Origin of the sequence: Variovorax sp. WDL1 (assembly GCF_001541225.1) — a bacterium.
Classification (GTDB): Bacteria; Pseudomonadota; Gammaproteobacteria; order Burkholderiales; family Burkholderiaceae_C; genus Variovorax.
This window is the reverse complement of the sequence record NZ_LMTS01000153.1, coordinates 44,713-57,552: the sequence shown is the minus strand read 5'-3', so window position 1 is coordinate 57,552 and position 12,840 is coordinate 44,713. Positions and strand designations below refer to the sequence as shown.

The window sequence follows — 12,840 nt, the reverse complement described above, 5'->3', positions numbered from 1 at the left end:
GAGCCGGTCCATTCGTGGCGGGCCGCCGGCCATGCGGATTCGGTGAAGACCGCGATAGCCGCACGCACACCGCGCTGGCGCGCCGCCCTGCACAGGTGGTCGCCCTCCAGCCAGACTCGGCCCGACTTGCGATAGCCCCCCGGATCGTGGGCAAGCCTGCGCAGTTCCTTCAGGAGTGGGTTGTCCCGCGAGCTGATGTGGCTCGGCTCGGCCGCTGTCATGGTGCGGGGCGCAGTTCGACCTGGATCGACTCGACCTGCAAGGTCTCGATGAGAAGCTCGCCTGTGAAGGTGCCGAGCGGGATCTCCTCGCCCGCGGTGCGCGCCAGTGCCGCGGCCACGGGGCTGAAAGAGCGGCGATGGTGCACGCAAGCGCCGTGGCGCAGGAGCGCCTCGAGGTGCTCGGGCGTGCTGTAGCCCTTGTGCGCGGCAAAGCCGTAGTGAGGGAACTCGGCATGCAGTTGCTCGCACAGCCGGTCACGATGCACCTTGGCCAGGATCGAGGCGGCAGAGATCGATTTCACGATGGCGTCGCCGCCCACGACCGCCTCTGCCAGCACGTCCAGCCTGGGCAACCGATTGCCGTCGACCAGCACCTTGGCCGGCTTGAGGCGCAGCCCCTCGACGGCTCGCTTCATCGCCAGCATGGTGGCGCCGAGAATGTTGTGCTCGTCGATCTCCTCGACGCTCGCCTGGGCCACCGAACAGCACAGGGCCTTGGCCAGGATCTGGTCGTTGAGTCGCTCGCGCTGAAGCGCGGTGAGGGTCTTCGAATCGGCCAGGCCGCGGATCCGCCGCTGGTCGTCCAGGATCACAGCCGCAGCCACCACCGGCCCGGCCAGTGGGCCGCGTCCGGCCTCGTCGACACCAGCCACCAAGCCTGGCGCATCCCATGCCAACGTGGCCTGCTCAGCCTTCAATAACTTTCTGGATCGCATCGGCGCACAGTGTCGGCGTATCTCGCTGCAATTCGGCGTGCAGCGCGCAAAAACGTTGTTGCAAGGCGTGAACCTCGTCCGGGGAAGCCAGCCAGGCCAGCGTCGCCTCGGCCAGGGCCTGCGGCGTGGCCGCCTCCTGAATCAGTTCCGGCACCACGAAGTCGCTGCACAGGATGTTGGGCAGGCCGACCCAGGGCTGCAGCTGCTTGCGGCGCATCAGGGCCCAGGACATCGGGTTCATGTTGTAGGCGATCACCATCGGCCGTTTGAAGAGCGCGGCCTCGAGGGTGGCGGTGCCGCTTGCGATCAGCGTGACGTCGCAAGCGGCCAGCGCGGCATGCGAGCGGCCGTCGATCAGCTGCACGCGACCCTTCATCGCGCTCGCTGCCAGGAGCTGCTCGACCTCGTCATGCAGACTGGGGAGCGCGGGAAGGACGAAGCGCAGCTCGGGCCGGGCTTGTTGCATCAGCGCGGCTGCGGCAAAGAAGCGATCCGCCAGATAGCGAAGCTCCGAACGCCGGCTTCCCGGCAGCAGTGCCACCACGCGCGCGTCGGCATCCAGGCCGAGGGCCGTGCGCGCGGCTGCGCGGTCCGGCGTCATCGGGATCACGTCGGCGAGCGGATGGCCGACATAGCTGGCGGCGATGCCATGTCCGGCGAGCAATGCGGGCTCGAAGGGAAAGATGCACAACACGTGGTCGGCCGCAGCTCGCAATTTCTCGACGCGCTCCGGCCGCCAGGCCCATATCGAGGGGCAGACGAAGTGGGCCGTCTTCATGCCGCGCTCGCGCAGCGCCGCTTCGAGATCGAGGTTGAAATCCGGCGCATCGACGCCGATGAAGATCCCCGCGCCTTCGCGCAGCAGCCGCGCCCTGAGCTGCCGCCGGATGCCGGCGATTTCGGCGTAATGGCGCAACACCTCGATATAGCCGCGCACCGCGAGCTTCTCCTGGGGCCACCAGGTTTCGAAGCCCCGCTTCTGCATCTGCGGGCCGCCGATGCCGACGGATGTCATGTCGGGCCAGCGGGTCTTCAGCCCGTCCAGCAAAAGTCCGGCGAGCAAGTCGCCCGAAGCCTCGCCCGCGACGAGGGCGAACCGCCGCTGCTGGTCCTGCACCACCGGGTTCCTCAGCGCACGATGCCGCGCGCCGCGCCGGCCAGGAAGGCGTTCATCAGGGCGACGTCGGCCGCCGCGTCGGGCATCTCCGTGGCCAGCGCCTCGATGACACCGCGCGCATCGTCGAGTGTCCTGCCCTGCCGGTACAGCAGCCGGTGCATCTGCTTGACCGCGGCGATCCTCGTTTCGGAAAAGTTGCGCCGGCGCAAGCCCACAACGTTGAAACCGCGCACCGCCAGCGGATTGCCATCGACCAGCATGAAAGGCGGCACGTCCTGCGCGACCGCGCTGGCGAAGCCGATCATCGCGTGGGCGCCCACCGAGACGAACTGGTGGATGCCCGTCAGCCCGCCCACCGTCACCCAGTCTGCCAGGTGCACATGCCCCGCCAACGTGGTGTTGTTGGCCAGCGTGGTGTGGTCGTCGACCCGGCAATCGTGCGCAATGTGCGTGTAGGCCATGATCCAGTTGTCGCTGCCTACCCGCGTGATCCCGCCCGCCCCCGGCACGCCGATGTTGAAGGTGCAGAACTCGCGGATCGTGTTGCGGTCGCCGATGACCAGCTCGGTCGGCTCGCCCGCGTACTTCTTGTCCTGTGGAATCGCCCCCAGCGAGGCGAACTGGAAGATCCGGTTGTCGCGTCCGATGGTGGTGCGGCCCTCGATCACGCAATGCGATCCGATGGTGGTGCCGGCGCCGACCCGCACGTGCGGGCCGATCACGGCGTAGGGGCCGACGCTGACTGTGGAGTCGAGCTCGGCCTTCGCGTCGACAATGGCCGTCGAATGAACCTGCGTCATGCCTTCTCGAGCACGATCAGCTGATCTGGCGCATGGCACACATCAGGCTGGCTTCGCAGGCCAGCTCGCTGCCGACCAGCGCCCGCCCCTTGAACTTGGAGATGCCGGCCTTCATGCGTTCGATCTCGACCTCGAGCGTCAGCTGGTCGCCAGGCTCCACCGGGCGCTTGAAGCGCGCACCGTCAATGGCAGCGAAGTAGTACACGGTGTTGTCGTCCGGAACGATGTCCAGTGAGTGGAAGGACAACAGCGCCGCGGCCTGCGCCATGGCCTCCAGCATCAGCACACCCGGCATCACCGGACGGTGCGGGAAGTGGCCGTTGAAGAAGGGCTCGTTCATGGTCACGTTCTTGAGCGCTGTGATGCGCTTGCCCTTTTCCATCTCGAGCACGCGGTCCACCAGCAGAAAGGGGTAGCGATGGGGCAGTAGTTTGAGGATCTGATGGATGTCGAGCGTCATGATTGCTTGTCCTGCATCGCCGATTTTTCCAGCGCCTTGAGGCGTTCCCGCAGGGCGTGCAGTTGTTTGAGGGTCGCGGCGTTTCTCTCCCAGGCGGCATTGTCGTCGATGGGAAACACGCCGGTGTACTGGCCCGGCTTGAGAATGGAGCGCGTGACCACCGTCGCGGCCGAGATGTGGACTCCGTCCGCCATCTTCAGGTGCCCCAGCACGATCGCGCCGCCGCCGATGGTGCAGTTCGCGCCGATGTCGGCGCTGCCTGCCACGCCGACGCAGCCGGCCATGGCGGTGCTCCGGCCCACGCGCACGTTGTGGCCGATCTGGATCAGGTTGTCGAGCTTGACGCCGTCCTCGATGACCGTGTCCTCGAGCGCGCCACGGTCGACGCAGGTATTGGCGCCGATCTCCACGTCATCGCCGATGCGCACCGCGCCGAGCTGCTCGATCTTGACCCAGTTGCCCTGGTGCGGCGCGAGCCCGAAGCCGTCGGCCCCGATCACCACGCCGGGATGCAGCAGGCAGCGGGCGCCGATGATGCAGTCCTCGCTCACCGTGACCCTGGACTTCAGCACGGTCTGGGCGCCGATACGCGCGCCCCGCTCGACCACGCACAGCGCGCCAATGCGAGCGCTGGGGTCGATGTGTGCATCGGGGTCGATCACTGCGCTGGGATGGATGAGCGCGCCCTCGGGCCTGGCGTGTGACTGCTTCCACATCTGCGTCAAGCGGGCGAAATAGAGGTAGGGATCGGGCGTCAGGATGAACGCGCCGCGCCGGGCCGCGACCTCGCGCATTGCCGGCGACACGATGACGCAGCCGGCCTTCGAGGCCGCAAGCTCCTTCTGGTATTTGGGATGGCTCAGGAAGCTGAGCGCATCTGCCTGTGCGGTCGCCAGCGGCGCGAGACGCTCGATCGAAAGCCCAGGATCGCCCTGCAGTTCGCCGCCGAGGGCTTCAACGATTGCGCCTAGCCGCAGTGCCACACGGGTTCACGGCGTCACTTGCCGTTGCCAACGGACGCGTTCAGCGCCTTGATCACCTTTTCGGTGATGTCGTGCTTGGGATTGATGTAGATCGCTTCCTGCAGGATGGCGTCGTACTTTTCGGCCTCTGCTACCTGCTTGACCACGCGGTTGGCGCGCTCGTAGACCTGCTGCAGCTCTTCGTTCTTGCGCGCGTTGAGGTCTTCCTGGAATTCGCGGCGGCGGCGCTGGAAGTCGCGGTCCTGGTCGACGAGGGCGCGCTGGCGGGAGGTACGCTGGCTCTCCGACATGGTGGGCGCCTCGCGCTCGAACTTCTCGGAGGCAGCCTTGAGCGCCTCGCCCTGCGACTGCAGCTCCTTCTCGCGCTTCAGGAACTCCGACTCGAGTTTCGCCTGGGCGGCCTTGGCAGGTTGCGCCTCGCGCAGCACGCGATCGGGATTGACGAAGCCGATGCGGAAGGTTTCCTGCGCGTGCACGGGCGTGCCCACGAGGGCGAAAGCGGGAATCAGCAGCGCACCGGCGGCACGAAGCAAGGGAGTCATTAGAAGGAGGTTCCGATCTGGAATTGCAGGCGTTGAATTCTATCCTTCGGGATGGGATGCGAGGGGTCGCTGAAGTCTTCCTTCTGCTGCCGGACGGGGAATGCATAGGCCAGGCGCAGAGGACCGAGCGGCGAGATCCAGCTGATACCGAGGCCAACCGAGGCGCGCAGCTTCTGCTGCGCCTTCCACTGCGCGTCCGACATGCCAAAGGGGCGGGATTCCGCAAACACATTGCCGACGTCGAAGAACCCGTAGAGCCGCAGCGTGCGATCATTGCCGGCGCCGGGGAAAGGCGTGCTGAGCTCCATGTTGAAGATAGCCTTCTTGGTGCCACCGAGCGCCGCCCCTTCGGTCTGCCCGAAGAGCGGCGCGTCACGCGGGCCGAGCGAGTTCTGCTCGAATCCGCGTACCGACCCCAGGCCACCGGCGTAGAAGTTCTTGAAGATCGGGAAAGGCTTGTTGCCGATAGGCTTGGCGTAACCCACTTCGCCATTGATCGCGAAGGTGTACTGCTTGCTGATCGGGAAGAACTGCTGGTAGGAGTAGCTGCCCTTCCAGTACTTCATGTCGCCGCCCGCGCCGATCTCGAGGTTGGCACGCTGCAGCCGGCCGCGGGTCGGCACCAGCGCGCTGTCGCGATCGTCTCGCGACCAGCCGACGGACAGCGGCACGCCCCAGACGTTGTCGTTGGTGCATTCGGCGACGAGGCCCTGCTCGTTGGTCGAGCAGCCGAAATAGTTGCGGTAGGACTGGGGCGTCAGGTAGGCGACATTGCCGCCCGGATCGAAGCGGTAGCGCTCCAGGCCGATGCCGAAGAAGATGGTGTCGACCTCGCTGAACGGCACGCCGAAGCGGATCGTGCCGCCCTCGTTGACCAGCCGGTAGTCGCCGTCGACGCTGTAGTAGGGCCGCGTGGTGGTGTGGTACAGGCTGAAGCTGCGGGAGATGCCGTCCTTGGTGAAGTACGGATCGGTGGTCGTGAGCGAAAGCGTGCGGGCGTACTTGCTGGTGTTGACCTGCAAGCCCAGGTAGTTGCCCGAGCCGAAGACGTTCTCCTGCGCGATCCCGAAGGTGAAGGACACCTTCTCGGCACTCGAGAAGCCGGCACCCAGCTGCAGCGTCCCGGTCGGCTTTTCGGCCACGTTGATGGTCAGGTCCACCTGGTCCGGCGAGCCCGGCACCTCTTGTGTCTCGACGCTCACGTCGGTAAAAAAGCCCAGGCGGTCCACCCGGTCGCGCGACAGCTTGATCTTGTCGCCGTCGTACCACGAGGCCTCGTACTGGCGGAACTCACGCCGGATCACCTCGTCGCGCGTCTTGTTGTTGCCGCCGATGGCCACGCGCCGCACGTAGACACGACGCGAGGGCTCCGCCTTCAAGGTCAGGGTCACACGGTTGTTCGTGCGGTCGATCTCCGGCTCGGCCTGTACCCGCGCGAACGCGTAGCCGAAGGTGCCGAAGTAGTCGGTGAAGGCCTTGGTGGTTTCGCTGACCTGCTCACCGTTGTAGGGCTCGCCCGGAAGAATGGTGACCAGCGACTTGAACTCGTCGTCGCGCCCCAGGTAGTTCCCTTCCAGCTTGACGCCGGCCACCACGAACTTCTCACCCTCGGTGATGTTCACGGTGATGCTCAGGTCCTGGCGGTCCGGGGAGATGGCCACCTGGGTCGAGTCGATGCGAAACTCCAGGTAGCCACGAGTGATGTAGTAGGAGCGCAGGGTCTCCAGATCGGCGTTGAGCTTGGCGCGCGAGTACTGGTTGCTCTTGGTGTACCAGCTCATCCAGCCGCCCGCGTCCTGGTCGAAGAGATCGAGCAGGGTGCCCTCGCTGAAGGCCTTGTTGCCCACGATATGGACCTCGCGGATGCGCGCGGGCTCGCCTTCGGTGACGGTGAATGTGAGGTTGACGCGGTTGCGCTCGATCGGAGTGACGGTGGTCACGACCTGGGCGTTGTAGAGGCTGCGGCTGATGTACTGGCGCTTGAGCTCCTGCTCGGCGCGGTCGGCCAGGGCCTTGTCGTAGGGGCGGCCGTCGGCCAGGCCGACTTCGCGCAACGCCTTCTGCAGGGCGGCCTTGTCGAACTCCTTGGTGCCGACGAAGTCGACATCGGCAATGGTCGGACGCTCCTCGACGATGACGACGAGGACGTTGCCGCTGACGTCGATGCGCACGTCCTTGAAGAGACCCAGGTCGAACAGTGCGCGGATGGCGGCCGAACCGCGCTCGTCGTTGTAGGTGTCGCCCACGCGCAGCGGCAGCGAGGCGAAGATGGTGCCGGGCTCGACGCGCTGCAGGCCTTCGACCCGGATGTCGCGCACCGTGAAGGGTTCGATGGCCCAGGCGGCAGTAGCCGAAAGCGCGCTGACAATCAGCATGGAAACGCTGCGCAGGCGAAAGCGACTGAATTTCTTATTCATCTGTGATTTGAGCCGGCGCGCAAAGGGCCGACAGATAGTTAACCAAAGAGTCGAGTCACATCGTTGAAGATGGCGATCGACATCATGACCAGCAGCAGCGCGACACCGCCGCGCTGGAGCCGTTCCATCCAAGCGTCGGAGACGCTCCTGCCGGTCAGGCCCTCCCAAAGATAATACATCAGGTGTCCTCCATCGAGGACCGGCAGCGGCATGAGGTTCAGCACGCCGAGACTCACGCTGATGAGCGCGAGAAACACGAGGTACTGCGTGAGTCCCAGGCTGGCGGACTTGCCTGCATAGTCCGCGATGGTCAAAGGCCCGCTCAGGTTCTTGATCGAAGCTTCGCCGATCAACATCTTGCCCATCATCCGCACGGTGAGCGCCGACACCTCCCAGGTACGCACCAAACCGCGCCAGATGCCATCGATCACGCCCTGGCGCACCGTCACCATTTCCGGCGGCGAGCCTACGTAGGCGCCGATGCGGCCGACCTTGTTGCCGCCCTCATCGCGCACCTCGGGCGTGACCTCGATGCGCACCGACTGGCCGCCGCGCTCGACCTGCCAGACCTGGGTGCGCGGCTGGCCGGCATCGACCGACGCGCGGATAACGTCGCGCAACTGCTGCCCATCGACGATGGCGGTGGGCCCCACCGTGTTCACCATGTCCCCGCTGCGCAGACCGGCGCGCTCGGCCGCGCCGCCCGCCATCAGTTCGCCGATCTGCGGGCGGGTCAGCGGCGCGACCACGCCGATCCTGCGGAACATCTGCGCGTCTGCATCCTTGGCACCGACCCGGTTGAGCGGCAGCACGAGCTCGCGCGCGGGCCGCCCGCCCTCGCCCGCGATCTCGAGCGTGAGGTCGCGGCCGTCCAGCGCGCCCCGCGTGATGCGCCAGCGCAGGTCCTCGAAAGACTGCACCGGCTCGAGCTCGCCGTCGAAGCCAGCGCGGATGACATGCTCGCCCCCGCGAAGGCCAGCTTGCTCGGCCAGTGAAGCTGCCACCGGACGGGCGAGCCTGGCGACAGGTTCCTCGACACCGATCCAGTTGACGGCGGTGTAAAGCACCACGGCCAGCAGCAGGTTGGCGAACGGCCCCGCGGCCACGATGGCTGCACGCGATCGCAGCGGCTGGGTGTTGAAGGCACGGTGGCGCTCCTCGGCCACCACGGGGCCCTCGCGCTCGTCGAGCATCTTCACGTAACCGCCAAGTGGGAAGGCCGCGATCACGAACTCCGTATCCTGGCCAGGATGCTGGCGCCGGGGCTTCCAGCTGAAGAGCGTATGGCCGAAGCCGATGGAGAACCGCAGCACCTTGACGCCGCAAGCCACCGCAACGCGGTAGTGGCCGTACTCGTGCACGGCGATCAGCAGAGCCAGGGCGACGATGAAGGCGACGACGGTGAGCATGGTGTCCCCTGGTTGTGGGAGTGGGTCAGGCCGCGTAGCGCAGCGCCGCCGCATCGGCCGCCGCCCGCGCACTGGCGTCCAGTGCCAGCAGATCGGCCAGCGATCCAGGATTGGAGGGCAGCACCGCCTCCAAAGTTTCCATGTTCACGGCGTGGATGCGGTCGAAGCGCAGGCGATGCTGCAGGAAGGCGTCGACGGCGACCTCGTTGGCTGCATTGAGCACGGCGGTCGTGCCTGGCGCCGCGCGCAGCGCATGCCATGCCAGGCCGAGCCCGGGAAAGAGCTGCGCATCGGGAGCATCGAAGGTCAACGCCGCCAGCTGCCGGAAGTCGAGCTGCGCCGCGCCGCTCTCGATGCGCTCGGGCCAAGCCAGTCCGACGGCGATGGGCACGCGCATATCCGGGGTGCCGAGCTGTGCGATCACCGAGGCGTCCGTGAACTGCACCATCGAGTGCACCACGCTTTGCGGATGGATCACGACCTCGATCCGCTCAGGCGTGACGTCGAACAGATGGCGCGCTTCGATCACCTCGAGCGCCTTGTTCATCATCGTGGCCGAATCCACCGAGATCTTGCGGCCCATCACCCAGTTCGGATGGGCGCAGGCCTGCTCCGGCGTCACCGCGGCCAGCGTCTCCGGCGACCGCGTACGGAACGGACCGCCGGAGGCGGTCAGGATGATCTTGTCGATGCGGCGCGGCCACGTGTCAGGGTCCTCCGGCAGCGACTGGAAAATGGCCGAATGCTCGCTGTCGATCGGCAGCAGCGTCGCCCCGCCCTCGCGCACCGTGCGCATGAATAGCTCGCCGCCGACCACGAGGGCCTCCTTGTTCGCCAGCAACAACCGCTTGCCGGCGCGGGCGGCGGCCAGGCAGGGCCCGAGGCCGGCGGCACCGACGATGGCTGCCATCACCGCATCGCAGTCCTCGTGCGAGGCGATGGATTCGATGGCGCCCGCACCCTGCAGCACCTCGGTGCGCAGCCCGCTGTGCCGGAGCTTGTCGACCAGCAGCCGAGCATGCGGTGCGCTGGCCATGACCGCGAACTTGGGCGCGAAGCGATGGCACTGGGCCAGCATTTCATCGACCCTGGTGGACGCCGACAGCGCGAACACCTCGAAGCGCTCGGGATGCCGTGCTATCACATCGAGCGTGCTCACGCCGACAGAGCCGGTCGAGCCGAGCACAGTGATGCGTTGTCGTTCCATGCGGTTCATAGAAAAGCCAGCATCATGGCGATGGGCAGCGTGGGCAGCAGCGCATCGACCCGGTCGAGCACGCCACCATGGCCGGGCAGCAGCGCGCTGCTGTCCTTGGCGCCGGCACTGCGCTTGATCAGCGATTCGACCAGGTCGCCCACCACGCTCATCGCGGCGAGGAAGACCACGCCGATCAGGAGCAGCCACCAGCCGCGCTCGGCCAGCCGGGTGTAGAGGCTGGTCACCGCAGGTTGCACGGCCGTGTCGGCCCAGACCCAGCACAAGGCCAGCACGATCACTCCGAGCATGCCGCCCCAGACGCCCTCCCAGCTCTTGCCGGGACTGATGCTCGGCGCCAGCTTTCCGCGAGTGAAGCGCAGCCCGAAGGTGCGGCCGGCGAAATAGGCAAACACGTCGGCCACCCACACCAGCACGAGGATCGAGAGCAGAAAGTTGATGCCGACCATGCGGGCCTGAACTGCGGCCAGCCATGCCACCCAAAGCATCAGCAGACCGCCAACGAGTCGCATGGCCCGGGGCACGCGCGGCCAGCCTGGCACGGCGACGCGCAGCAAGGCGGCGCCGCCCAGAACCCACGCCGCGCTCGCCAGGATCCACACCGGCAGCAACGACCGGTCGAGAAGCCCCAGCCACCAGGACAGCGCACACAGCGCGAAGATCTCCGCGCCGAAGAAAAGCGACATGCGCGGGCCGTGGCCATTGAGACGCCCCCATTCCCAGGCGGCGGCGACCACCAGCACCAGCATCACGCATGCGAAGGGCACGTGCGAGGGATAGAACAGCGCGGGCAGCAGGATCGCCAGCAGGACGACCGCAGTGATGATGCGTTGTTTGAGCATTGCGCTCAGGCGGCCTGCGGGTCGCGCCGCGTGCCGCCTGCCACCTGCGCAGAGGTCTGGCCGAAGCGGCGTTCGCGGCGCTGGAAGGCCTCGATGGCCTCGTCGAGCGCAGCTTCGTCGAACTCGGGCCAGAGGCGATCGCTGAAGAAGAGCTCGGCATACGCGCTCTGCCACAGCAGGAAGTTCGACAAGCGCTGCTCGCCGCCGGTACGGATGAAGAGATCAGGATCGGGCACGTGCGAAAGCGCCATCGCCGCGTCGAGGTTGGCCTCGGTCGGCGGTTCGCCCCGCGCGGCGAGCTGGGCCGCTGCGCGTGCGATATCCCAGCGTCCGCCGTAGTTGAAACAGACGTTGAGCACCAGCCGCGTGTTGTGGGCGGTGGCGGCCTCCGCTTGCAGCAGCCCGGCTGCGATCTTCTCGGACAGGCCGCCGCGCTCGCCAACGAAGTGCAGGCGCACGCCGTCCTGGGTCAGCTTCGGGACCTCGCGGCCGAGCGCCATGACCATCAGGTCCATCAGGCCCGACACTTCCTCGACCGGGCGGTTCCAGTTCTCGGAGGAGAAGGCGAACACCGTCAATACCGCGACGCCGCGGTCGGCGCAGGCCTTGACACAGCGGCGCAGCGACTCGACGCCCTGCTTGTGACCGGCCACCCGCGGCAGGAAGCGGCGCGTGGCCCAGCGCCCATTGCCATCCATGACGATGGCGATGTGATGGGGCACGGCGGCGCTTGGATTGCTCATCTCAAACGGCCATGATGTCCGCCTCTTTGGCAGCCACCAAGCGGTCGATCTCCGCGATATGGCGGTCGGTCACCTTCTGGATCTCGGCCTCGGCCCGCTTCTGATCGTCTTCCGAGGCGAGCTTCTCCTTGACCAGCTTCTTGATCGCGTCGTTGGCGTCGCGACGAAGGTTGCGCGTCGCGATCTTGGCGTTCTCGCCTTCGGTGCGAACCAGCTTGGTCATCTCCCTGCGGCGCTCCTCGCTCATCGGCGGCATCGGCACGCGAATCAGGTCGCCCATCGAAGCCGGGTTCAGCCCGAGGTCGCTCTCGCGGATGGCCTTCTCGATCTTGGCGCCCATGCCCTTTTCCCAGGGTTGGACGCTGATGGTGCGCGAGTCGATCAGCGCCACGTTCGCCACCTGCGACAGCGGCACCGAGGAGCCGTAGTACTCCACGTGGATGGAATCCAGCAGCGCGGGATTGGCACGCCCGGTGCGGATCTTCGTGAGGTTGTTCTGGAATGCAGCGATCGACTGGTTCATCTTTGCGTCGGTCGCGCTGCGAATGTCGGCAATGGTCATCTTTCTCTTACTCCTCAGGCATGCACCAGCGTGCCTTCGTCCTCGCCCATCACGACGCGCTTGAGCGCACCGTTCTTGAAGATCGAGAACACCTTGATCGGCAGGTTCTGGTCGCGGCACAGCGCGAAGGCCGTGGCGTCCATGATGCCGAGATTCTGTGCGATGGCCTCGTCGAAGCTCAGGCGCGAATAGCGCGTCGCGCTGAGATCTTTCTTCGGGTCCGCGGTATAGACGCCGTCCACCTTGGTAGCCTTGAGCACCAGTTCCGCACCGATCTCGGCACCGCGCAGCGCAGCGGCAGTATCGGTCGTGAAGAAGGGATTGCCGGTGCCGGCCGCGAAGATCACGACCTTGCCCTCTTCGAGGTACTGCAGGGCCTTGGGGCGCACGTAGGGCTCCACGACCTGCTCGATGGCGATGGCCGACATCACCCGCGCGATCAGCCCCTGCTTGTTCATGGCATCCGCCAGGGCTAGCGCGTTCATCACGGTGGCCAACATACCCATGTAGTCGGCTGTTGCGCGGTCCATGCCCACCGACCCACCGGCTACGCCGCGGAAGATGTTTCCGCCGCCGATCACGACGGCGACTTCGACACCCATGTTCACCACCTCGGCTACCTCACCGACCATGCGGACAATGGTCGCCCGGTTGATGCCGAAGGCATCGTCACCCATCAAGGCCTCGCCCGACAGCTTCAACAAGATTCGCTTGTGGGCTGGGCGGGGTTCGAGCATGGAGGTTTCCTTTTTTGGGTGAGCCGTGGCGAGTGTAAAACGTGCGTGTGAAGAAGCGGCAGCGCTGCGCGCGCC

13 protein-coding genes and 1 pseudogene are annotated in these 12,840 nt (G+C 66.4%); all 14 read right to left on the bottom strand.

The window, feature by feature from the left end; translation table 11 throughout:
• A pseudogene (locus tag APY03_RS44180) lies at positions 1 to 221 on the bottom strand (TrmH family RNA methyltransferase); the annotation flags it as partial.
• Positions 218 to 937, bottom strand: a complete 720-nt coding sequence (rnhB, locus tag APY03_RS20380; RefSeq protein ID WP_068679611.1) for a ribonuclease HII — start codon at positions 935 to 937, stop codon at positions 218 to 220. The pseudogene APY03_RS44180 and the gene rnhB, both read right to left, overlap by 4 nt.
• The gene (gene lpxB / locus APY03_RS20375) at positions 909 to 2,057 is read right to left on the bottom strand and encodes a lipid-A-disaccharide synthase (protein ID WP_068679513.1); all 1,149 of its coding nucleotides are present in this window, start codon (positions 2,055 to 2,057) and stop codon (positions 909 to 911) included. The genes rnhB and lpxB overlap by 29 nt, the downstream gene beginning before the upstream one ends.
• Before the next feature lie 8 nt (positions 2,058 to 2,065).
• Positions 2,066 to 2,854, bottom strand: coding sequence for an acyl-ACP--UDP-N-acetylglucosamine O-acyltransferase (lpxA, locus tag APY03_RS20370; protein ID WP_068679511.1), 789 nt, complete (start codon positions 2,852 to 2,854; stop codon positions 2,066 to 2,068).
• 16 nt (positions 2,855 to 2,870) lie between these two features.
• The gene (gene fabZ, locus APY03_RS20365; protein WP_068679509.1) at positions 2,871 to 3,314 is read right to left on the bottom strand and encodes a 3-hydroxyacyl-ACP dehydratase FabZ; all 444 of its coding nucleotides are present in this window, start codon (positions 3,312 to 3,314) and stop codon (positions 2,871 to 2,873) included.
• Positions 3,311 to 4,297 (bottom strand): UDP-3-O-(3-hydroxymyristoyl)glucosamine N-acyltransferase, encoded by a 987-nt coding sequence (gene lpxD, locus APY03_RS20360; RefSeq protein ID WP_068679507.1) that lies wholly within the window; start codon positions 4,295 to 4,297, stop codon positions 3,311 to 3,313. Before lpxD ends, fabZ begins: the two co-directional genes overlap by 4 nt.
• A 14-nt stretch (positions 4,298 to 4,311) precedes the next feature.
• Positions 4,312 to 4,839 carry an OmpH family outer membrane protein gene (locus APY03_RS20355; protein WP_068679505.1) on the bottom strand — a complete coding sequence of 176 codons (528 nt, stop codon included), beginning with the start codon at positions 4,837 to 4,839 and terminating at the stop codon, positions 4,312 to 4,314.
• Positions 4,839 to 7,256 carry an outer membrane protein assembly factor BamA gene (gene bamA, locus APY03_RS20350; RefSeq protein ID WP_068679503.1) on the bottom strand — a complete coding sequence of 806 codons (2,418 nt, stop codon included), beginning with the start codon at positions 7,254 to 7,256 and terminating at the stop codon, positions 4,839 to 4,841. Before bamA ends, APY03_RS20355 begins: the two co-directional genes overlap by 1 nt.
• Before the next feature lie 38 nt (positions 7,257 to 7,294).
• Positions 7,295 to 8,665, bottom strand: a complete 1,371-nt coding sequence (rseP, locus tag APY03_RS20345) for an RIP metalloprotease RseP (RefSeq protein ID WP_068679501.1) — start codon at positions 8,663 to 8,665, stop codon at positions 7,295 to 7,297.
• 25 nt (positions 8,666 to 8,690) lie between these two features.
• Positions 8,691 to 9,872: a 1-deoxy-D-xylulose-5-phosphate reductoisomerase gene (gene ispC, locus APY03_RS20340; protein ID WP_102905493.1), complete on the bottom strand. Its 1,182-nt coding sequence runs from the start codon at positions 9,870 to 9,872 to the stop codon at positions 8,691 to 8,693.
• 5 nt (positions 9,873 to 9,877) lie between these two features.
• Entirely contained in the window at positions 9,878 to 10,723 is an 846-nt protein-coding gene (locus APY03_RS20335) for a phosphatidate cytidylyltransferase (RefSeq protein WP_068679497.1), read from the bottom strand.
• A 5-nt stretch (positions 10,724 to 10,728) separates the two neighbouring features.
• Positions 10,729 to 11,466: a polyprenyl diphosphate synthase gene (gene uppS, locus APY03_RS20330; protein ID WP_068679494.1), complete on the bottom strand. Its 738-nt coding sequence runs from the start codon at positions 11,464 to 11,466 to the stop codon at positions 10,729 to 10,731.
• 1 nt (position 11,467) lies between these two features.
• Positions 11,468 to 12,028 (bottom strand): ribosome recycling factor, encoded by a 561-nt coding sequence (gene frr, locus APY03_RS20325; RefSeq protein ID WP_068679492.1) that lies wholly within the window; start codon positions 12,026 to 12,028, stop codon positions 11,468 to 11,470.
• Between the two features lie 14 nt (positions 12,029 to 12,042).
• Positions 12,043 to 12,765, bottom strand: coding sequence for a UMP kinase (gene pyrH, locus APY03_RS20320; RefSeq protein ID WP_068679490.1), 723 nt, complete (start codon positions 12,763 to 12,765; stop codon positions 12,043 to 12,045).
• Positions 12,766 to 12,840: the final 75 nt, after the last annotated feature.